At 59.8% G+C, this 21139-nt stretch carries 18 protein-coding genes; 9 read left to right on the plus strand and 9 right to left on the minus strand.

Annotated features, from left to right (window positions below; all coding sequences use genetic code 11):
• From pilQ to JFU37_RS10695, 5 genes are read right to left on the minus strand one after another with little or no spacing between them, the layout of a single operon-like run.
• On the minus strand, positions 1-2088 hold the full coding sequence (gene pilQ, locus JFU37_RS10675; RefSeq protein ID WP_201115264.1) for a type IV pilus secretin PilQ: 2088 nt from the start codon (positions 2086-2088) through the stop codon (positions 1-3).
• Positions 2089-2101: 13 nt separating this feature from the next.
• Positions 2102-2629, minus strand: coding sequence for a pilus assembly protein PilP (locus tag JFU37_RS10680; protein ID WP_201115265.1), 528 nt, complete (start codon positions 2627-2629; stop codon positions 2102-2104).
• Positions 2626-3249, minus strand: coding sequence for a type 4a pilus biogenesis protein PilO (pilO, locus tag JFU37_RS10685; RefSeq protein ID WP_201115266.1), 624 nt, complete (start codon positions 3247-3249; stop codon positions 2626-2628). The genes JFU37_RS10680 and pilO overlap by 4 nt, the downstream gene beginning before the upstream one ends.
• Positions 3246-3812, minus strand: coding sequence for a PilN domain-containing protein (locus JFU37_RS10690; RefSeq protein ID WP_201115267.1), 567 nt, complete (start codon positions 3810-3812; stop codon positions 3246-3248). Before JFU37_RS10690 ends, pilO begins: the two co-directional genes overlap by 4 nt.
• Positions 3812-4876, minus strand: a complete 1065-nt coding sequence (locus JFU37_RS10695) for a type IV pilus assembly protein PilM (protein ID WP_201115268.1) — start codon at positions 4874-4876, stop codon at positions 3812-3814. The genes JFU37_RS10690 and JFU37_RS10695 overlap by 1 nt, the downstream gene beginning before the upstream one ends.
• A 220-nt stretch (positions 4877-5096) precedes the next feature.
• Here JFU37_RS10695 and JFU37_RS10700 point away from each other — a divergent pair, with 220 nt between their 5' ends.
• Entirely contained in the window at positions 5097-7535 is a 2439-nt protein-coding gene (locus JFU37_RS10700) for a penicillin-binding protein 1A (protein WP_446739443.1), read from the plus strand.
• Positions 7536-7734: 199 nt separating this feature from the next.
• On the opposite strand, the gene JFU37_RS10705 is transcribed toward JFU37_RS10700, so the two are convergent.
• The 3 genes from JFU37_RS10705 to rpmE all read right to left on the minus strand — a co-directional run bounded on the left by JFU37_RS10705 (position 7735) and on the right by rpmE (position 10232).
• Positions 7735-9003 carry a malic enzyme-like NAD(P)-binding protein gene (locus JFU37_RS10705; protein ID WP_201115270.1) on the minus strand — a complete coding sequence of 423 codons (1269 nt, stop codon included), beginning with the start codon at positions 9001-9003 and terminating at the stop codon, positions 7735-7737.
• A gap of 183 nt (positions 9004-9186) precedes the next feature.
• Positions 9187-9987: a thermonuclease family protein gene (locus JFU37_RS10710; RefSeq protein ID WP_201115271.1), complete on the minus strand. Its 801-nt coding sequence runs from the start codon at positions 9985-9987 to the stop codon at positions 9187-9189.
• Positions 9988-10001: 14 nt separating this feature from the next.
• On the minus strand, positions 10002-10232 hold the full coding sequence (gene rpmE, locus JFU37_RS10715; RefSeq protein WP_059181778.1) for a 50S ribosomal protein L31: 231 nt from the start codon (positions 10230-10232) through the stop codon (positions 10002-10004).
• 356 nt (positions 10233-10588) lie between these two features.
• On the opposite strand from rpmE, the gene JFU37_RS10720 reads away from it, so the two are divergent.
• A complete protein-coding gene (locus tag JFU37_RS10720) occupies positions 10589-12808 on the plus strand; it encodes a primosomal protein N' (protein ID WP_201115272.1) in 2220 nt (739 codons plus the stop codon).
• A 46-nt stretch (positions 12809-12854) separates the two neighbouring features.
• Here the strand turns inward: JFU37_RS10720 and JFU37_RS10725 are convergent, their stop codons facing one another.
• Complete coding sequence (locus JFU37_RS10725; protein WP_201115273.1) at positions 12855-13019, minus strand: hypothetical protein; 165 nt, start codon at positions 13017-13019, stop codon at positions 12855-12857.
• Here JFU37_RS10725 and argS point away from each other — a divergent pair.
• The 7 genes from argS to phaZ all read left to right on the plus strand — a co-directional run bounded on the left by argS (position 13018) and on the right by phaZ (position 21099).
• The gene (argS, locus tag JFU37_RS10730) at positions 13018-14754 is read left to right on the plus strand and encodes an arginine--tRNA ligase (protein ID WP_201115274.1); all 1737 of its coding nucleotides are present in this window, start codon (positions 13018-13020) and stop codon (positions 14752-14754) included. The genes JFU37_RS10725 and argS overlap by 2 nt on opposite strands.
• Before the next feature lies 1 nt (position 14755).
• The gene (locus JFU37_RS10735; RefSeq protein ID WP_201115275.1) at positions 14756-15463 is read left to right on the plus strand and encodes an SPOR domain-containing protein; all 708 of its coding nucleotides are present in this window, start codon (positions 14756-14758) and stop codon (positions 15461-15463) included.
• Between the two features lie 252 nt (positions 15464-15715).
• A complete protein-coding gene (hslV, locus tag JFU37_RS10740) occupies positions 15716-16246 on the plus strand; it encodes an ATP-dependent protease subunit HslV (RefSeq protein ID WP_007899242.1) in 531 nt (176 codons plus the stop codon).
• A 55-nt stretch (positions 16247-16301) separates the two neighbouring features.
• Complete coding sequence (hslU, locus tag JFU37_RS10745; RefSeq protein WP_201115276.1) at positions 16302-17642, plus strand: ATP-dependent protease ATPase subunit HslU; 1341 nt, start codon at positions 16302-16304, stop codon at positions 17640-17642.
• A 130-nt stretch (positions 17643-17772) separates the two neighbouring features.
• A complete protein-coding gene (locus JFU37_RS10750; RefSeq protein WP_201115277.1) occupies positions 17773-18150 on the plus strand; it encodes a gamma-butyrobetaine hydroxylase-like domain-containing protein in 378 nt (125 codons plus the stop codon).
• Positions 18151-18409: 259 nt separating this feature from the next.
• Positions 18410-20089: a class II poly(R)-hydroxyalkanoic acid synthase gene (gene phaC, locus JFU37_RS10755; RefSeq protein WP_201115278.1), complete on the plus strand. Its 1680-nt coding sequence runs from the start codon at positions 18410-18412 to the stop codon at positions 20087-20089.
• Positions 20090-20244: 155 nt separating this feature from the next.
• Complete coding sequence (gene phaZ, locus JFU37_RS10760) at positions 20245-21099, plus strand: poly(3-hydroxyalkanoate) depolymerase (protein ID WP_201115279.1); 855 nt, start codon at positions 20245-20247, stop codon at positions 21097-21099.
• Positions 21100-21139 lie beyond the last annotated feature (40 nt).

Raw genomic sequence — 21139 nt, forward strand, 5'->3', positions numbered from 1 at the left:
TCAACGACTCACAGCAATCGCCTGGTTATTCATGATACGCGGAGTGAGAAACACCAACAGCTCGGATTTTTTCTCCGAAACCACGTCACGCCGGAAAAGGCGGCCAAGATACGGCACATCGCCAAGAAATGGCACCTTATCTACAACCTTGCTCTGAGTATTTGAAAAAACTCCGCCAATCACGATGGTCTCGCCGTCATTGACCAGGACCTTGGCGTTGACCTCGTTCTTCTTGATCGGCGGCACATCCTGCACCTTGTTCAGGTAGTCCGGTTCATCCTTGGTGACTTTGACTTCCATGATGATCCGGTTGTCCGGGGTGATCTGCGGCGTCACTTCCAGAGACAGCGAGGCCTCCTTGAATGACACCGAGGTAGCGCCGCTGGAACTGGCTTCCTGGTAGGGAATTTCGGTGCCCTTGAGGATTTTCGCGGTCTCCTTGTCCGACGTGACCACTTTAGGTTGCGAGACGATTTCGCCGTTTCCGGTTTTCTCCATCGCCGTCAGCTCCAGGTCGAGCAGCACGTTGTCGGTGATGAAGGCGATGCCGAGCCCCGACGTATTGCCGACGGTACCCATGTCGACGAATGGCGAATTGGTACTGGTGCTGCCCGGCGTGCCGATGGTCGACGAAGCGTTGGTGCCGTTGCTGACGCCCGAGGTGTTCCAGTTGCCCTTGTTCTGGACAGATCCGCCCCAGCGCACGCCGAGGCTTTTGTCATAGTCGACGTTGGCTTCGACGATGCGGGCCTCGATCATTACCTGACGCACCGGAATATCCAGTTGCGCAACGATACGGCGAAGCTCGTCGAGCCGGTCCTGCGTTTGATAGGCAATGATGTTGTTGGTCCGCTCATCAACGGTGATCGAGCCCCGCTCGTCGATTTTTGCCTCGGCACTGGTCACCGAGGTGAACAGCTTGGCGATATCGGCAGCCTTGGCGTAATTCACCTGCAACAGTTCGCGACGCAGCGGCGCAAGTTCGGCGATCTGTTTTTGCGACTCCAGTTCCTGACGCTCGCGAGCCGCGATTTCATCGGCCGGCGCCACCAGCAACACGTTACCGATCTTGCGTTTGTCCAGCCCCTTGGTTTTCAGCACCAGGTCCAGCGCCTGATCCCACGGCACGTTTTGCAAGCGCAGGGTGATGCCACCTTGAACCGTGTCGCTGGCCACCAGATTGAGGTTGGTGAAATCGGCGATCAGTTGCAGCACCGAACGCACATCGATGTCCTGGAAGTTCAGCGAAAGCTTTTCACCGCTGTAGGCGACACGTTCGGCATTGCGCTTCTGCAGGTCGTCGACGGTCATCGGCCGGATACTGACGGTCAATTTGTTATCGGTCTGGTAGGTCGAATAATCGAAGGCACCGCTGGGCTCAATGCTAATCGTGGCCCGATCCCCCGTGGCGCTGGCGTTGACGAACTGCACGGGCGTCGCGAAATCCTTGACGTCCAGGCGCACACGCAGCGGCTCTGGTAATTGAGTCCTGGCAAAACCGAGAATTATTTTGCCGTCGTGCTCCTGAATGTCCGGGGCGATGGACGGGTCCGACAGATCAATCACCACATTGCCTTCACCCTGAGTGCCGCGCTGGAAATCCACACCCCGGATCGCCTTGCCCACCGGCGCATAAGTTTTCGCCGGCGCGGGTTTTGGACCGGCTGCACGCGGCGCACTGGCGGTGGGTTTGGGCCCCGCGTTATTGGCCCCCTGCCCGACCACCACGATCAGGTTGTTACCTTCGACCCGCGCGTTATAGGGGGTCAATTGCGTCAGGTTGATGATCAGCCGCGTACGGTCCTTGGCTTCGACAACGGTCGCACTGCGCGCGTTGCCACCTCCCAGATCACGATTTCTGCTCGCCAGCTGACTGACAACACCGGGCAGATCCAGTGCAATCCGTGCCGGCTGCTCAGTCGTGTACCCGTGAGGCGTGGGTGGTGGCGCATCGAACGATAACTTCAACTCGACGCGATCACCCGGCAGCGCCGCAACATCCAGTGCTTTGAGGGTGGCCGCTTGCACCATCGGCGACAGCATCGCTATCCATAGCGAAATACCGAAGGTTGAGAAAATCCTGTTCATTATTCGAGTCCCACTATGAGTGCTCTTTCAGAGGTAGGGTCCGTGGCCGCTCCAGCCAGGCGCCTTCGCCATCGGGAACGATTTCGACCACATCGACTTGCGAGCCGCTGATGGCGACGATCCGCCCATCGTTGCGCCCCAGGTAATCGCCGACTTTCAGCCGATGTACGCCGCCCGCCCCGCGCAGCAGCGCAAAGGAGCCGGATGCATTGGAGATCGTGCCGACCATTTCAAACTGCTCGATGTTGAAACCTTCGAGGTACTGCTTGACCCGACTGGGGTCGGGCTTGACGTTGCGCGAACCGTGTTTCTGGCCGGCAAGGTCGACCCTGACCTGCCGGGAAAACGGGCTTCGCAGATTGGCCGCGTTGTAGGTGAATGTTGGGTAAGACCGGAATGTCGGCGTTGGTTCAATCTTGCCGGGCGCACGCAAACGCATTTCGTTCATGTACGCGTCCAGGTCACTGAAGTCATTGCCGCCGCCACAACTTGCCAGACAGGCGCACAACACCACCCAGGAAAAACCACGACACAGGCTCATTTTTGCAGCCCCTTGTCGTTGTAACGGTAGGTCTTGGCCAGAATGTTCATGCGCAACTTCGGACCACCGTCGGGGCTGGCCGGCGCAATGTCGAAGTCATGCAGGGTAACGATCCGCGGCAGCCCCGCCACGCCACTGACGAACGTCGCCAAGTCGTGATAGGCACCGGTGACGGTGATCTGGATCGGCAGTTCGATATAGAACTGCTGGGTGACCTCCGGTAGCAGTTTGATCTCTTCGAACTCCAGGCCACTGCCCAGACCCGTACGAGTGATGTCCTCCAGCAGCCCGGGCACTTCGGTGTCACTGGGCAGTTGCCGCAGCAGCACGCCGAAGGAGTTTTCCATCTCCTTCATCTGCTGGGTGTACAGCTCCAGGTTCGCCGCCATGTGCGCTTTGTTGGCAAATTGCTCCTTGAGGGTCGACTCTTCCTCGCGCTTTTGATCGAGCTGGCTCTCAAGGTCGCTGGTGGAAAAGCTGTAGCCCAGCGCCAGCACCAGAATCATCAGCAGGACGCCTGCCAACGCCTTGATCGCTGGTGGCCAGGAGCCAATGTTGTTGGTGTCCAGATCGTTGAGATCAATCTTGCGCAGCGCTTCGAACCCATTGGATAGACTCATTGGCCGCCCTCCGCAGCGGCAGGCTGAGTCTGACGAACGGTCAACTGAAATACGTTGGCCTGGTCCAGCTGACCTGCCGTGGTCGCTTTGACTTCCGTGAGGCTGGGTGCGTCGAACCAGTCGGACGCATCCAGATTGCGCATCAAGTCTGAAACACGATTGTTGGATTCTGCGGCGCCAGCGATGGACAAGGTCTTGCCGGCCATTTTCACCTCGGTGAAATACACCCCGTCGGGCAAGGTGCGCGCCAACTGATCAAAAATCCGCCCGCTGATCGAGCGGTTGCCTTGCAGGTCCTGGATGATGCGCATGCGCTCGACCAGTTGCTGGCGACGGGCTTTCAGATCGCCAATCTGCTTGATCCGCTCGTCGACCACGGCAATCTGCTTGCCCACGTAATCGTTGCGGGCCACTTGTCGATCAATGGCACCGCCTATGGCCTGGTTCGCAATCAACACCGCGCCGACTGACCCCACCAACACACCGACCAGCGTCAGTAGAAAACGCTTTCGGCGTTGTTCTCGCTGCTCTTCGCGCCAGGGTAAAAGGTTGATCCGCGCCATCAGCCGAAACTCCTGAGGGCCAATCCGCAAGCGATCATCAGTGCCGGCGCGTCGCTGGCCAGGGCGCCCGCGTTGACTTTGCTGCTCAGGGTCATGTCGGAGAAGGGGTTGGCCACCTGGGTTGGCGTATCCAGTCTCTGTTCGATCAACCGATCCAGCCCCGGGACCGAAGCGGTACCGCCCGCCAACAGGATGTGGTCGACCGAGTGGTACTGGCCGGAGGCGAAGAAAAACTGCAAGGAACGCGAGACCTGTTGCACCAGCGCATCGCGAAACGGCTGCAGCACTTCGCTGACGTAATCGTCCGGCAAGCCACCCTGCTTCTTCGCAAGCCCGGCCTGTTCAAGGGTCAGGCCATAGCGACGCTGAATTTCCTCCGTCAGTTGGCGACCACCGAACAATTGTTCACGGGTGTATATGATCTTCCCGTTGTGCAACACGCTCAGGGTGGTCATGGTCGCGCCGATGTCGACCACCGCCACCGTCAAACGATCCTGAGAAGCGGCCAGCTGGGTCGCCAGCAATCCGAACGAGCGCTCCAGCGCGTAGGCCTCGACATCGACCACGCGAGCCGTCAGGCCGGCCAGGGCCAGGGCGGCTTCACGGACTTCGACGTTTTCTTTGCGACAGGCCGCCAGCAGCACATTGACGCGTTCGGGATTGCGCGCCGACGCACCTTGGACTTCGAAGTCGATGGCGACTTCGTCCAATGGATAAGGGATGTATTGATCAGCCTCGATCTTCAGCTGGTTTTCCATCTCGTCATCGGAAAGACCGGCATCCATCTCGATGGTCTTGGTGATCACCGCCGAACCGGCAACGGCCACGGCGACGTTCCTGAGACTGGTTTTGGCCTTTATCAGCACCCGCACGAGTGCCTGACCCACACCTTCGAGCTCGGCAATGTTTTTCTCAATGACAGCGCTGACGGGCAGAGGCTCAACCGCGTAGGCCTCGACCCTGTAACGGTCACCCTGGCGGCTTAACTCCAGTAATTTCACCGACGTGGAGCTGATATCGATCCCAAGAAGCGTATTAGCCTTTTTATTGAAGAGTCCTAGCACTACCAATTCCCTATGACTATCCGTGAGTTACGGACTCTGCAATATCCATTGCGTTCAATCCATCCGTCTTGACAGCAGTGCAAAATGACGCCTGCGACGGAAAAATGCTTATAATGCCCAGCGTTTTTTTCCGGTTTTTACTTCAAGCGCGGGTCGTTCTCCTTTTAGCCTGAACCCTGATGCCTAATTCATTCTTTGCCCTGGATATCCAAAAGCCTTGATTCGTCTGCTGAAGTTTTTCGGTTGGTCCATCGTCGCCGTTTTCTGCGGACTGCTCTTAGGTCTCAGCGGCGCGTATCTTTACCTTAGCCCTGGATTGCCGTCAGTGGAGGCGCTGAGAAGCATTCAGTTGCAGATTCCTCTGCGGGTATACAGCAGCGACAACAAGTTGATCGCAGAGTTTGGCGAAATGCGCCGCACGCCGATCCGTTTCGCCGACATTCCCCCCAATTTCATTAATGCGTTACTAAGTGCTGAAGACGACAATTTCGCCAACCACTACGGCGTCGATCCCAGCAGCCTGATGCGTGCCGCGACCCAGTTGGTAAAAAGCGGACACATCCAGTCCGGCGGCAGCACCATCACCATGCAGGTGGCGAAGAACTTCTTCCTGACCAGCGAACGCAGCTTCTCGCGCAAGACCACTGAAATCCTCCTGGCCCTGCAGATTGAACGACAACTGACCAAGGACGAGATCCTTGAGCTGTACGTCAACAAGATCTACCTGGGCAACCGCGCCTACGGCATCGAGGCCGCCGCGCAGGTTTATTACGGCAAGTCGATTCGTGACGTCAGCCTGGCGCAAATGGCCATGATTGCCGGCCTGCCCAAAGCCCCGTCTCGCTTCAACCCGCTGGCCAACCCGGCGCGCAGCAAAGAGCGTCGCGACTGGATCCTCGGGCGCATGTACAAGCTGGGCAAGATCACCGAAGCCGACTACACCACCGCGATCAACGAACCGCTGAACGCCAGCTATCACGTGCCGACACCTGAAGTGAACGCGCCGTACATCGCCGAAATGGCCCGCGCCGAAATGGTCGGTCGTTATGGCAGTGACGCGTACACCGAGGGCTTTCGCGTCACCACCACAGTGCCGAGCAATCTGCAGGAGTTGGCCAACACGGCGATCCACGAAGGCTTGATGACCTACGATCAGCGCCATGGCTACCGCGGCCCCGAGTCGCGCCTGCCGGGCAAGACTCGCGAAGCCTGGACCACCGAGCTGACCAAGCAACGCACCATCAGCGGCCTTGAACCGGCCATCGTCATTCAGGTCGACAAGAGCGGCCTGCAAGTCATGACCCGCGCCGGTGACGAACACGTCGGCTGGGACAGCATGAAATGGGCGCGCCCGTTTCTGAACACCAACAGCATGGGCGCCAATCCGAAGCAGCCATCGGACGTCGCCCAAGTCGGTGATTTGATTCGCGTGCAGCGCCAGCCGGACAACTCACTGAAGTTCAGCCAGATTCCACAGGCCCAGGGCGCGTTGGTTTCCCTTGACCCGCAGAACGGTGCAATTCGATCGCTCGTGGGTGGGTTTGCCTTCGAGCAAAGCAACTACAACCGCGCCATGCAGGCCAAGCGTCAGCCGGGATCAAGCTTCAAACCGTTCGTCTACAGCGCCGCGCTGGATAATGGCTACACCGCCGCCAGCCTGGTGAACGACGCGCCGATCGTGTTCGTCGACGAGTACCTGGATAAAGTCTGGCGCCCGAAGAACGATACCAACACGTTCCTCGGCCCGATCCGCCTCCGTGAAGGGCTCTACAAGTCGCGCAACCTGGTGTCGATCCGACTGGTGCAGGCGCTGGGCGTTGATCGCACCATCGACTACATCAGCAAGTTCGGCTTCAACAAGCAGGACCTGCCGCGCAACCTGTCCCTGGCCCTGGGCACTGCAACCCTGACGCCGATGGAAATCGCCACTGGGTGGAGCACCTTCGCCAACGGCGGCTACAAGATCAGCCCGTACATCATCGACAAGATCGAAAGCCGCAATGGTGACACGCTGTTCGTCGCCAATCCGGCGAGCGTACCCAAAGGCGACGTAGCCAGCAGCGGTATTGCTGCTCCGGTCGCCAATACGTTCACGGTCAATGCGACTCCTGGCGACACGCTGACCGCCCAGCCAGTGCCGCAAGCGCCGGCCGTGGCCGAACGCATCATTGATGGCCGCACCACGTACATCCTCAACAGCATGCTTGAGGACGTCATCAAACTCGGCACCGGCCGCCGCGCCCTGGCCTTGGGTCGCCCGGACATTGCCGGTAAAACCGGTACCACCAACGAATCCAAGGACGCCTGGTTCTCCGGTTACAACGCCGATTACGTGACCACTGTCTGGACCGGTTTCGACCAGCCAGAGAGCCTGGGCAAACGTGAGTTTGGCGGCACCGTCGCCCTGCCGATCTGGATGGACTACATGGGCGCAGCCCTCAAAGGCAAGCCGCCCCATACGCAGCCTGAGCCGGAAGGCATCCTCAGCCTGCGAGTCGACCCGGTCAGCGGCCGCTCCGCCTCTCCGGGCACACCAGGCGCCTACTTCGAGCTGTTCAAGGCCGAAGATACGCCACCTTCGGTGAATGAACTGGGTAACGGTAATGCGCCTGGCAGCCCGTTGCCGGCAGATGAGGCGGCACCGATCGACCTGTTCTGATCGCATAACGCAACGCAAAAGCCCCGCCTTCGAAAGAAGTGCGGGGCTTTTTTTTTGCAGGGAAAGATCAAAAGATCGCAGCCTTCGGCAGCTCCTACATGGATCGCGCACACCTGTAGGAGCTGCCGAAGGCTGCGATCTTTTGATCTTTTGCGCCAAAAAAAACCGGCCCATGGCCGGTTTTTTTATGGGCTACAGCTTAGCCGTTGAACACATCATCCACGCTTTTCAGCGGGTAGTTCTTCGGATACGGCAGGGTCGCTACGCCGGTCTCGATGGCAGCCTTGGCCACAGCATCGGAGATCACGGTGATCAGACGCGCATCCATTGGCTTCGGAATGATGTACTCACGACCGAATTCCAGCTTGATGCCGCCGTAGGCGTCGCACACTTCCTGAGGAACCGGCAGCTTGGCCAGTTCACGCAGGGCGTTGGCCGCCGCGACTTTCATTTCTTCGTTGATGCGCTTGGCGCGAACGTCCAGAGCCCCGCGGAAGATGAACGGGAAGCCCAGTACGTTGTTGACCTGGTTCGGGTAGTCCGAACGGCCGGTCGCCATGATCACGTCGTCACGGGTGGCGTGAGCCAGTTCCGGGGAGATTTCCGGATCCGGGTTCGAGCACGCGAACACGATCGGGTTGGCCGCCATGGATTTCAGGCCTTCGGCGCTCAGCAGGTTCGGGCCGGACAGGCCAACGAACACGTCTGCACCGGTCAGGGCATCGGCCAGGGTGCGCTTGTCGGTCGCGTGAGCGAAGACAGCCTTGTACTGGTTCAGGTCGTCACGGCCGGAGTGGATCACGCCGGTACGGTCAACCATGAAGATGTTTTCGATGTTGGCACCCATGCTCACCAGCAATTTCATGCAGGAGATGGCGGCAGCACCGGCGCCCAGGCAGACGATCTTGGCGTCAGCGAGGGTTTTGCCAGCGATTTCCAGGGCGTTGATCATGCCGGCCGCGGTAACGATCGCGGTGCCGTGCTGGTCATCGTGGAACACCGGAATATCGCACTGCTCGATCAGAGCACGCTCGATCTCAAAGCACTCAGGCGCCTTGATGTCTTCCAGGTTGATACCACCGAAGGTGATGGAGATGCGTTTTACGGTGTCGATGAAGGCTTGCGGGCTTTCGGAGTCGACTTCGATGTCGAAAACGTCGATGCCGGCGAAGCGCTTGAACAACACGCCTTTACCTTCCATCACAGGCTTGGAAGCCAATGGGCCGAGGTTACCCAGGCCGAGAATTGCGGTGCCATCGGAAATGACTGCAACCAGGTTGCCTTTACCGGTGTATTTGTAGGCCAGTTCAGGATCGCGAGCGATTTCGCGTACTGGTTCGGCTACGCCGGGGCTATAGGCCAGCGACAGGTCGCGAGCGGTAGCGGTGGCCTTGGTGAGCTCGACACTCAGCTTCCCTGGACGAGGATGGGCGTGATATTCGAGAGCGGCAGTTTTCAAATCAGACATGTGGGCATTCCGCTTTTTACTGTGGGACAGACGGACCGCCGAGGATACGCGTGTCGCAAAGTCCCCACAAGACTGACCAGTCACCCCTGTCAAGCGCCCCGTCCTGCGACTTTGGACCAAGAGCCACGGAACACAAGGGGAAGACTGTTCACAATCAACAGAAAAAATGTCTACAATTTTTTATCACTGCGCCGTTTGAAGCATCGCCGGGTCAGTTATTGGCAGGAGCCAGCGCGCTTGCCCCTCTTTCAGTCCGCCTCGTCGCGAACGATCCAGCACCCAGCCGCGCGCCTCGATTTGCTTGCCCTTCAGCTGCTCAAGGAACGAGGCATCGAACAGCCCTGACAGATTGGGGGCAACGCGCAGTACAACCGAGTCCTGCAACTCAATCCAAATCCCGCCACGATTGCGCTGAACCTTGCTTACACGACCACTGAGCACAGCAAAACCGGACGCGTTGATTTGCTCTGCTTTCAGTACAGGTGATTGACGCCACACCCCAAGGCCGGCTCGGCGGGCACTGCGCTCCGCCACTTGCTGACAGGCGACCAGATCGACATTCGGCGCGACGCCCACCTGGAAACCGAGGCCTTCGGCGAGCATCTGCGCTTCGACATTAGCGCCGTCGGCACCGTAGACATGGGCGAGGGTTCGGCCATAGCGATCCTTGGCTTCTTTACCCAGCAACAAGCTGACTCGCCCATCGCTGGCGGCAACCAGCGCCTCCAGACGTTTGCGCGCCGCCATAGCGAACGGCTCGTCGGATCGGCCGTTCTTGCCCAATTCCGGCGTATTCAAGCCGATCATGCGCACACTGCGGCCATCACTCAGCCGAAGCGTGTCGCCATCCACCACTCGCTGTACCGCGACCGACGTCAGCCCGCTCGGCGCCGGGCAGAAAGCCTGGGCGCCAGCCAGCCAAATCGCAGACACAAAAAAGGCGCCCACAAGGGACGCCTTTTTCAACAGCAAGGAAAAGCCCATCGGGCCCTTCGACCTTACTCTGCAGCAGCAGGAGCTTTCTTGCCGAAAGCACCGAAACGGTCTGCGAAGCGCTGTACACGGCCGCCAGTATCCAGAGTCTTCTGCTTACCGGTGTAGAACGGGTGGCACTCGTTGCATACGTCGATCGCCAGAGGCTTGGCCAGGTTCGAACGAGTTTCGAACTTGTTGCCACAGCTGCAGGTAACTGCGGTGACTTCGTATGTTGGATGGATATCGGCTTTCATGGTGTATTCCTCAGGCTAGTGTGCCGCCACTCAACACTATTGTTGAATACCGCACATAATTAGGCCGCGGATTCTACCAGACAATGCTAATCGCGCAAGCTGTCCCTTACACCAGTCGTCTGCTAGGCTCCCGGCCCTAATACCGTCCCTGTGGGAGCTAACTGTGGCGAGGGGATTTATCCCCGTTGGGTCGCAAAGCGGCCCTGAACCTGTGATTACGGTGCTTCAGAAAAACCGTATTCACCGAGTTTGCGACTGCTTCGCAGCCGAACGGGGATAAATCCCCTCGCCACAGTTAGCTCCCTCAGGTCTTGTAAGACCCTGCTGTTATTAGCTGCTTATCGAGAATTCCTCGCGTGCCCGACGCCATTTTGCGCCTCGCCCTGCCTTCGCCTCTGCGCCGCCTGTTCGATTACCGTGCCCCGGCCGGTGTCCTGCGCGCCCAGTTGCACCCGGGCATGCGCCTGCGGGTACCGTTCGGCCGACGGGAGATGATCGGGATACTGGTGGAGGTGACCGACCACAGCGAAGTGCCGATTGAAAAACTCAAACCGGCGCTGGCCCTGCTCGATGCAACACCGCCTCTGCCGCCAGCGCTGTTCAAACTGTGCCTGTGGACATCCCAGTATTACCAGCACAGCCTCGGCGACACATTGAGTTGGGCGCTGCCGGTATTGCTGCGCCAAGGTGAACTGGCCGAAGCGCGCCAGGAACGTTTCTGGTCCGCCGCGCCCGGCGCCAGCCTTGATGACCCGCGCATCGCCCGCGCCCCGCGCCAGCGTGAAGCCCTGGCAACGCTGGCCCAGCATCCCCACGGCGTCGCCCATCAATTGCTGAGCAAATTGATGCTAAGCAAGGACAGTCTGGATCTGCTGTTGGCCAAGGATCTGGTGCAGGTGGAAATTCGCAAGCACGCCCCCGGCGCGCGTCACGAACACTGGCTGGCGCAGCCGGAACTGCCGCTCAACCCGGAGCAGCGCGCAGCCTATGAAGCGATTCGCGCCGGGTTCGACAGTTATCACGCGTTTCTGCTGGCGGGCGTCACCGGCAGCGGCAAGACCGAAGTCTATTTGCAACTGATCCGCGAAACCCTCGAGGCCGGCAAGCAGGCGCTGGTGTTGATCCCGGAGATCAACCTCGGCCCGCAAACCCTGGCGCGCTTCGAACAGCGCTTTAATGCACGCATCGCGCTAATCCATTCTGCCGTCAACGATCGCGAACGCCTCGAAGCCTGGCTCGCTGCCCGGGACGGCGATGCCGACATCATTATCGGCACCCGTTCGGCGCTGTTCACGCCGATGAAAAACCCTGGTCTGATCATCATCGACGAAGAGCATGACGGTTCCTATAAGCAGCAGGAAGGCTTGCGCTATCACGCCCGTGACCTGGCATTGGTGCGTGCCCGACAGGAAAACATTCCGATTGTCCTGGGATCCGCCACGCCATCGCTGGAAAGCTTGCACAACGCCTACACCGGCCGTTATGGCCTCCTACGATTAAACGAACGAGCCGGTGGGGCCAAACAACCACGCTTCCTGCGCCTGGACGTGAAAAGTCGTCCGCTGGACAGCGGCATTTCCGGGCCGATGCAACAAGCCATCGGTCAGACGCTGGCGGCCGGCCAGCAAGTATTGGTGTTCCTTAACCGTCGCGGCTTTGCGCCCACCTTGCTCTGCCACGACTGCGGCTGGATGTCCGAATGTCAGCGCTGCGATGCGCGGATGACGGTGCATCAACGTTCCGGCGAACTGCGCTGCCACCATTGTGGCTACGTCGAACGCGTGCCCCGGCATTGCCCAAAATGCGGCAAGGTCGATTTACGCCCTGTCGGCGCTGGCACCGAGCGTGCCGAGGAGCGATTGGCAATTCTGTTCCCGGACGTCCCTGTGTTGCGGGTCGACCGCGACAGCACTTCGCGCAAGGACGCGATGAATCAGCTGTTCGCGACCATCCAGAAAGGACTGCCGTGCATTCTGGTGGGCACGCAGATGCTTGCTAAGGGGCATCACTTTCCACGGGTGACGCTGGTCTCGATCCTCGATGCCGACGGTGGCCTCTTCTCCGGCGACTTCCGCGCCAGCGAGCGCATGGCACAGTTGATCGTCCAGGTTGCCGGCCGCGCGGGCCGGGCTGAAGAGCCGGGCAAAGTGATTATCCAGACACACCTGGCCGACCATCCGCTGCTGGTGCAACTGACGGAACAGGGTTATTTCGCTTTTGCCGAGCAAGCGTTGAGCGAGCGGCGCTCTGCGGGCCTGCCGCCGTTTGCGCACCTGGCGCTGCTGCGAGCCGAAGCGCACAAACCCGGGCAGGCTGAAGGCTTTCTCGATGAGGCGTGCAGTGAGGCGGAACGATTGCTGGCCGAGCAGAATCTGAGTGGTATCGAGTTGCTGGGCCCGGTGCCCGCGCCGATGGAGCGTCGTGCGGGGCGTTACCGGGCACAGTTGTTGCTGCAGGCTACGGCGCGGGCGCCGTTGCACCGACTATTAAGTAGCTGGTTGTTGGTGCTGGAACAGATGCCGAGTGGGCGGGCGGTGCGCTGGTCGCTGGATGTCGATCCGGTCGATTTGTATTAAAGATCAAAAGATCGCAGCCTTCGGCAGCTCCTACAGGGGAATGCGATTAATGTAGGAGCTGCCGCAGGCTGCGATCTTTGCCGCTTTTGCCGCCACATATCCATAACCTGCCCGCTATAGTTGGCAAGCCCGCCTTCGCCACGGATAATGCCCAGTTTTTCCACCAGCGCATCGATGCGCCGCCGCGCTTGCGGTCGAAAGAGAAGACCATGAAAGACACCATTCGCCAGCTGATCCAACAAGCCATCACCCAACTCGTCAACGAAGGTGTGTTGCCTGAAGGCCTGTCGCCGGCGATCCAGGTGGAAAACTCCCGCGACAAGACGCACGGCGACTTCGCCAGCAACATTGCGATGATGCTGGCCAAGCCGGCCGGTATGAAACCGCGCGATCTGGCCGAAAAAATCATCGCCGCGCTGCCGGCTGACGAGAATGTCACCAAGACCGAAATCGCCGGCCCCGGCTTCCTGAATTTCTTCCAGAACACCCAGGCCCTGGCCACGCGCCTGGACGCCGCCCTGGCCGATGAACACATCGGCGTGCGCAAGGCCGGCCCGGTGCAACGCACTGTCGTCGACCTGTCGGCGCCGAACCTGGCCAAAGAGATGCACGTCGGCCACTTGCGTTCGACCATCATCGGCGACGGCGTGGCTCGCGTTCTGGAGTTCCTCGGCGACACCGTCATCCGTCAGAACCACGTCGGCGACTGGGGCACCCAGTTCGGCATGCTGATGGCGTACCTGCAGGAAAACCCGATCACCAGCGACGAGCTGTCGGACCTGGAAAACTTCTACCGCGCAGCCAAGCAACGCTTCGACGAATCCGAAGAATTCGCTGATCGCGCTCGCGGCCTGGTGGTCAAGCTGCAAGCCGGCGACCCGGACTGCCTGGCACTGTGGACCAAGTTCAAAGACATCTCGCTGTCGCATTGCCAGAAAATCTACGAGCTGCTGAACGTCAAACTGACCATGGCCGACGTGATGGGCGAAAGCGCCTACAACGACGACCTGATCAACGTGGTCAACGACCTCAAGGCCGCGGGCATGCTGGTCGAGAGCAACGGCGCCCAGTGCGTGTTCCTCGACGAATTCAAGAACGCCGACGGCGACCCGCTGCCGGTGATCATCGTCAAGGCTGACGGCGGCTATCTCTACGCCACCACCGACCTGGCGGCCGTGCGTTATCGCAGCGGCCAGCTCAAGGCTGATCGCGCACTGTACTTCGTCGACCAGCGTCAGGCGCTGCACTTCCAGCAAGTGTTCGCAGTGGCCCGCAAGGCCGGCTTCGTGACACACCCGATGGAAATGGAACACATGGGCTTCGGCACCATGAACGGTGCCGATGGCCGTCCGTTCAAGACCCGTGATGGCGGCACCGTAAAGCTGATCGACCTGCTGACCGAAGCCCAGGAACGCGCCTACACCCTGGTGAAGGACAAGAACCCGGAGCTGGCCGAGGCCGAACTGCGCAACATCGCCAAGGTCGTGGGCATTGGCGCGGTGAAATACGCCGACCTGTCCAAGCACCGCACCAGCGACTACAGCTTCAACTTCGACCTGATGCTGAACTTCGAAGGCAACACCGCGCCGTACTTGCTGTACGCCTACACCCGCGTGGCGGGCGTGTTCCGCAAACTCGGCAAGGACTTCAGCGAAGTCGAAGGCCAGATCACCCTCGAAGCCACGCACGAGCATGAGCTGGCGGCGAAGCTCGCGCAGTTTGGTGAAGTGCTGAACAACGTTTGCGACAAAGGGACCCCGCACATCCTTTGCACGTACCTGTACGATGTCGCCGGCCTGTTCTCGAGCTTCTACGAGAACTGCCCGATCCTCAGCGCCGACACCCCGGCGCAAATGCAGAGCCGCCTGCGCCTCGCCGCGCTGACCGGCCGCACTCTCAAGCAAGGCCTGGAACTCTTGGGTCTGGAAACTCTGGAGCGTATGTAAGTTGGCTGCCAAGAAAAAACCTGCACCCAAGCGTGGCGCCAGCCGTTACCAAGCTCCTGCAAAGCAACCGATCCCGGGCTGGCTGTGGATGGCCATCGGCCTGACGGTCGGCGCGTTCATTGTGTTCCTGATGAAGCTGGAGCCGGGCAAAGGCAGCGAGAGCGTCAAGCGCGAGAAGATCGAGCAACAGAAAGCTACCAAGATCGCCGAGGCCAACAAGACCCCGCCGAGCCCGACGCAACCGGTGAAGCCGAAGTACGACTTCTACACCCTGCTGCCGGAATCGGAAGTGATCGTGCCGCCGGATGCCGTGCCGGAGAAAACCTTGCCGACGCCACAAGTGCCGGCAGTGCCGACCACCCCGGTGACGCCAGAACAAGCGGCGAAGATCGACACCGCACGGGCGCAGGCTGCGCTGGCCGGCATCACGCCGCCACCCGCGCCACCGGTTTCCAAAGCGGCGCCAGTGACCAAGTTCTTCCTGCAAGCCGGCTCGTTCCGCAAGCAAGCGGATGCCGACAAGGTTCGTGCGCAGATCATTTTGCTCGGTCAGGCGGTGGCGGTTGAGTCCGGCACGGTTAAAGATGAAACCTGGTATCGGGTTCTGGTCGGACCGTTCAGCAACCGCGAACAACTGACCACGGCCCAGAAACAACTGGCCGGCGCAGGATTCAGCAATCTGTTGTTACAACAACGCCAGAGTCGCTGATCCTTCACCGCCGCAGCTCCCACAGGAGATACAAACCCCTGTAGGAGCTGCCGCAGGCTGCGATCTTTTCTGGGCTTGCAGGTTTTTTGTCTGAAAAAAAACAAGAGCAAGATCAAAAGATCGCAGCCTTCGGCAGCTCCTACGCGCCTCGCACCGCTCGTCCCCTCTCCCGCCCCACAGTTGAAAAACGCTCTACCACCCCCATATGAGTTGGCATAAGGCATTTTCGCCCCGCTGCGTGGAGACTCTCCCTTGACCACCATCGTTTCAGTTCGCCGCCACGGCAAAGTCGTCATGGGCGGCGACGGCCAGGTTTCGCTCGGCAATACCGTGATGAAAGGCAATGCGAAGAAAGTTCGTCGCCTGTACCACGGCCAGGTCATCGCCGGTTTTGCCGGGGCCACCGCCGACGCCTTCACCCTCTTCGAACGTTTCGAAGGCCAGCTTGAAAAGCATCAGGGTCACCTGGTGCGCGCCGCCGTCGAACTCGCCAAAGAATGGCGCACCGATCGCTCTCTCAGCCGCCTCGAAGCCATGCTCGCGGTCGCCAACAAAGACGCTTCCCTGATCATCACCGGCAACGGCGATGTGGTTGAACCCGAAGAAGGCCTGATCGCCATGGGTTCCGGTGGCGGTTACGCCCAGGCCGCCGCCAGTGCGCTGCTGAAGAAAACCGACCTGTCGGCCCGCGAAATCGTCGAAACCGCGCTCGGCATTGCCGGCGACATCTGCGTATTCACCAACCACACCTTCACCATTGAGGAGCAGGACCTCGCCGAGTAAGCCTGTTTCGGCCTTTGCGCCACGGCTCACTTTTGCTTGAGGACCGCCAATTACTATGTCCATGACTCCCCGTGAAATCGTCCACGAACTCAATCGCCATATCATCGGCCAGGACGATGCCAAGCGCGCCGTCGCCATCGCGCTGCGTAACCGCTGGCGCCGGATGCAGCTGCCTGAAGAGCTGCGCGTTGAAGTCACCCCGAAGAACATCCTGATGATCGGCCCGACCGGTGTCGGTAAAACCGAGATCGCCCGTCGCCTGGCAAAACTCGCCAACGCGCCGTTCATCAAAGTCGAAGCGACCAAGTTCACCGAAGTCGGCTACGTCGGCCGCGACGTCGAGTCGATCATTCGTGACCTGGCGGACGCTGCAATCAAGTTGCTGCGCGAACAGGAAATGACCAAGGTTCGCCACCGCGCCGAAGACGCCGCCGAAGAACGCATCCTCGACGCGCTGCTGCCGCCCGCACGCATGGGCTTCAGTAACGAAGACGCGGCCCCGTCCGCCGACTCCAACACCCGTCAGCTGTTCCGCAAGCGCCTGCGCGAAGGTCAGCTGGACGACAAAGAAATTGAAATCGAAGTCGCTGAAGTCACTGGCGTCGATATCTCCGCGCCGCCAGGCATGGAAGAAATGACCAACCAGTTGCAGAGCCTGTTCGCCAACATGGGCAAGGGCAAACGCAAGAGCCGCAAGCTCAAGGTCAAGGAAGCGCTGAAACTGGTCCGTGACGAAGAAGCCGGTCGCCTGGTCAACGAAGAAGAGTTGAAAGCCAAGGCGCTGGAAGCGGTCGAGCAGCACGGCATCGTGTTCATCGATGAGATCGACAAGGTCGCCAAGCGCGGCAATTCAGGTGGCATCGACGTGTCACGTGAAGGCGTACAGCGTGACTTGCTGCCGCTGATCGAAGGCTGCACCGTCAACACCAAACTGGGCATGGTCAAAACCGACCACATCCTGTTCATCGCCTCTGGTGCGTTCCACCTGAGCAAGCCGAGCGATCTGGTGCCTGAACTGCAAGGTCGCCTGCCGATTCGTGTTGAACTCAAGGCCCTGACCCCGGAAGACTTCGAGCGCATTCTCAGCGAGCCGCACGCGTCGCTCACCGAACAATATTGCGCACTGCTGAAAACCGAAGGCTTGACCATCGAGTTCCAGCCAGACGGCATCAAGCGCATTGCCGAGATCGCCTGGCAGGTCAACGAGAAGACCGAGAACATCGGCGCCCGTCGCCTGCATACCTTGCTCGAGCGCCTGCTCGAAGAGGTGTCGTTCAGCGCCGGCGACCTGGCCAGCGCCCACGACGACAAGGCGATCCTGATTGACGCCGACTACGTCAACAGCCACCTCGGCGAATTGGCGCAGAACGAAGACCTGTCCCGTTATATCCTGTAGGTCACCTACTCCCCTGTAGGAGCTGCCGCAGGCTGCGATCTTTTGATCTTGTCCCTTTAAAAACAAAGATCAAAAGATCGCAGCCTGCGGCAGCTCCTACAGGACGCTCTACCAAGACGGACGACCTGTCATGACCCAACTCCCCACCGATATCAAACTGCACAAAGCCTCGAAAACCCTGTCGCTGAAATACCCATCCGGCGAAGAACATCACCTGCCCGCCGAGTTCCTGCGCGTGCACTCTCCTTCCGCCGAGGTCCAGGGCCACGGCAAACCTATCCTGCAATTTGGCAAGATCGGCGTAGGACTGACCAAGGTAGAACCGGCCGGTCAGTACGCACTGAAATTGACCTTCGACGACGGCCACGACAGCGGCCTGTTCACCTGGGAGTATTTGTACCAGTTGGGCGTGCGCCAGGAAGATCTGTGGAACGATTATCTTGCCGAACTCAAAGCCGCCGGAAAAACCCGCGACCCGAACCAATCCATCGTCAAGCTGATGCTCTAACTCGGGCCTCTTGCTCATTAGAAGGCATTTTCTAATTTCATCTGTTTGAATGCTCCGCTTCGGGGCCGTTGATTGGCCCGCTTGCGAAAAAAATTAAACTCGGGTAACCAATGGAACTGGCAAGTTCCCTGCAGTGCTCTCTGCGATAGAAAAGCAGCGATGCAGTATTAACGGTCACCCGAGCAGTAGTACCTGGCATTGGCTGTGTAACTGCGCAGCTGAACCCAGGTACTCGTCTCAGGACAATGGAGCGTCGTAGATGAGTAACAAGAATAACGATGACTTGAAGTATCAAGCCTCGGAAAACACCTTGGGCTTGAATCCTGTCGTTGGACTGCGTGGTAAGGATCTCCTGGCTTCTGCTCGAATGGTGCTCAGGCAGGCCATCAAACAACCGATTCACAGTGCCAAGCATGTCGCCCATTTCGGCCTTGAACTGAAGAACGTGCTGTTCGGCAAATCCGGGCTTCAACCGACGAGCGATGACCGTCGCTTCGCCGATCCGGCCTGGAGCCAGAACCCGCTCTACAAACGTTATTTGCAAACTTACCTGGCATGGCGCAAGGAACTCCACGACTGGATCGATGACAGCAATCTGTCGCCCAGCGACGTCAGTCGCGGGCACTTCGTGATCAACCTCATGACCGAAGCCATGGCGCCGACCAACAGTGCGGCCAACCCGGCGGCGGTCAAACGCTTCTTCGAAACCGGCGGCAAAAGCCTGCTCGACGGTCTCTCGCATCTGGCCAAGGATCTGGTGCACAACGGCGGCATGCCGAGCCAGGTCAACATGGGCGCGTTCGAGGTCGGTAAAAGCCTGGGCGTGACCGAAGGCGCAGTCGTTTTCCGCAACGACGTACTGGAACTGATCCAGTACCGGCCGAGCACCGAACAGGTGCACGAGCGCCCGTTGCTGGTGGTGCCGCCGCAGATCAACAAGTTCTATGTCTTCGACCTGAGCCCGGACAAGAGTCTGGCGCGCTTCTGCCTGCGTAGTCACGTCCAGACCTTCATCGTCAGCTGGCGCAACCCGACCAAGGAACAGCGCGAGTGGGGCCTGTCGACTTACATCGAAGCGCTCAAGGAAGCGGTCGACGTCGTCACCGCGATCACCGGCAGCAAAGACATCAACATGCTCGGCGCCTGCTCCGGCGGCATCACCTGCACCGCGCTGCTGGGCCACTACGCCGCGATCGGCGAGAAGAAGGTCAACGCCCTGACCCTGCTGGTGAGCGTGCTGGACACCACCCTGGACAGCGACGTGGCGCTGTTCGTCAATGAACAAACGCTCGAATCCGCCAAGCGCCACTCCTACCAGGCCGGGGTGCTGGAGGGTCGCGACATGGCGAAAGTCTTCGCCTGGATGCGCCCTAACGACCTGATCTGGAATTACTGGGTCAACAACTACTTGCTCGGTAACGAGCCGCCGGTTTTCGACATCCTGTTCTGGAACAACGACACCACGCGATTGCCCGCCGCATTCCACGGCGACCTGATCGAGCTGTTCAAAAGTAATCCACTGATCCGGCCAAATGCACTGGAAGTGTGCGGCACGCCGATCGACCTGAAACAGGTCACTGCGGACATCTTTTCCCTGGCGGGCACCAACGACCACATTACCCCGTGGAAGTCCTGCTACAAGTCGGCGCAATTGTTCGGCGGCAAAGTTGAGTTCGTGCTGTCCACCAGCGGGCATATCCAGAGCATTCTGAACCCGCCGGGCAACCCGAAATCGCGCTACATGACCAGCGTCGAGATGCCGGTCAAGGCCGAGGACTGGCAAGAAAACTCTACCAAACACACCGACTCCTGGTGGCTGCATTGGCAGGCATGGCAAGCCGAACGCTCGGGCAAGTTGAAGAAAGCCCCGGCCAGTTTGGGCAACAAGGCCTACCCAGCCGGTGAAGCTGCTCCAGGCACCTATGTGCATGAGCGGTAACTGACACACCCCACCCCACTGTAGGAGCGAGCTTGCTCGCGATGGACGTTAACGATAACGCGTGCTGCCTGGTTAACGCGTTGACCTCACGTTTTTCGCGAGCAAGCTCGCTCCTACAGGGGATTTGGGATGAATTAACCCACAGGGCTTGAAGCATGCCGCAACCGTTCATTTTTCGTACCGTCGACCTGGATGGCCAGACCCTCCGCACGGCGGTACGCCCCGGCAAGCCTCACTTGACGCCCTTGCTGATTTTCAACGGCATCGGCGCCAACCTGGAGCTGGTGTTTCCGTTCATCGCGGCGCTGGACCCGGACCTGGAAGTCATCGCTTTCGACGTACCCGGTGTCGGCGGCTCATCGACGCCGAATCTACCGTACCGCTTTCCGGGCCTGGCGAAACTCACGGCGCGGATGCTCGACTACCTCGACTACGGGCGAGTCAACGTGATCGGCGTGTCCTGGGGTGGCGCCCTCGCTCAGCAGTTCGCTTACGACTATCCCGAGCGCTGCAAAAAGCTGGTGCTGGCGGCCACGGCGGCCGGTGCGGTGATGGTGCCGGGCAAACCCAAGGTGCTGTGGATGATGGCCAGCCCACGGCGCTATATCCAGCCCTCGCATGTGATCCGTATTGCGCCGATGATTTATGGGGGTGCGTTCCGGCGCGATCCAACCCTGGCAGCGAGCCACGCGGCAAAAGTGCGCTCGGCGGGCAAGCTCGGTTACTACTGGCAGCTGTTCGCCGGCCTTGGCTGGACCAGCATTCACTGGCTGCACAAGATCCATCAACCAACGCTGGTACTGGCCGGCGACGATGATCCGCTGATCCCGTTGATCAACATGCGCCTGCTGGCCTGGCGGATTCCCAATGCTCAGTTGCACATCATCGATGACGGGCATCTGTTCCTGATTACCCGGGCCGAAGCGGTGGCACCGATCATCATGAAATTCCTTGAGGAAGAACGGCAGCGCGCGGTAATGCATCCGCATCCGGCGCCATTGGGCGGTTAACCAGCCCTACAGCGCTTGGCAGGACGCCGCGCCGCGCAAC

It is taken from the genome of Pseudomonas sp. TH41, from assembly GCF_016650695.1.
Taxonomy (GTDB): Bacteria; Pseudomonadota; Gammaproteobacteria; order Pseudomonadales; family Pseudomonadaceae; genus Aquipseudomonas.

Bases quoted from the DNA above. Each gene is read 5' to 3' on its own strand.
- JFU37_RS10705 (WP_201115270.1), bottom strand. From the start codon at position 9,003: ATGTCTGATTTGAAAACTGCCGCTCTCGAATATCACGCCCATCCTCGT.
- rpmE (WP_059181778.1), bottom strand. From the start codon at position 10,232: ATGAAAGCCGATATCCATCCAACATACGAAGTCACCGCAGTTACCTGC.
- pilO (WP_201115266.1), bottom strand. From the start codon at position 3,249: ATGAGTCTATCCAATGGGTTCGAAGCGCTGCGCAAGATTGATCTCAAC.
- phaZ (WP_201115279.1), top strand. From the start codon at position 20,245: ATGCCGCAACCGTTCATTTTTCGTACCGTCGACCTGGATGGCCAGACC.
- JFU37_RS10710 (WP_201115271.1), bottom strand. From the start codon at position 9,987: ATGGGCTTTTCCTTGCTGTTGAAAAAGGCGTCCCTTGTGGGCGCCTTT.
- phaC (WP_201115278.1), top strand. From the start codon at position 18,410: ATGAGTAACAAGAATAACGATGACTTGAAGTATCAAGCCTCGGAAAAC.
- JFU37_RS10680 (WP_201115265.1), bottom strand. From the start codon at position 2,629: ATGAGCCTGTGTCGTGGTTTTTCCTGGGTGGTGTTGTGCGCCTGTCTG.
- JFU37_RS10725 (WP_201115273.1), bottom strand. From the start codon at position 13,019: ATGGTCTTCTCTTTCGACCGCAAGCGCGGCGGCGCATCGATGCGCTGG.
- pilQ (WP_201115264.1), bottom strand. From the start codon at position 2,088: ATGAACAGGATTTTCTCAACCTTCGGTATTTCGCTATGGATAGCGATG.
- JFU37_RS10690 (WP_201115267.1), bottom strand. From the start codon at position 3,812: ATGGCGCGGATCAACCTTTTACCCTGGCGCGAAGAGCAGCGAGAACAA.
- JFU37_RS10750 (WP_201115277.1), top strand. From the start codon at position 17,773: ATGACCCAACTCCCCACCGATATCAAACTGCACAAAGCCTCGAAAACC.
- hslU (WP_201115276.1), top strand. From the start codon at position 16,302: ATGTCCATGACTCCCCGTGAAATCGTCCACGAACTCAATCGCCATATC.
- argS (WP_201115274.1), top strand. From the start codon at position 13,018: ATGAAAGACACCATTCGCCAGCTGATCCAACAAGCCATCACCCAACTC.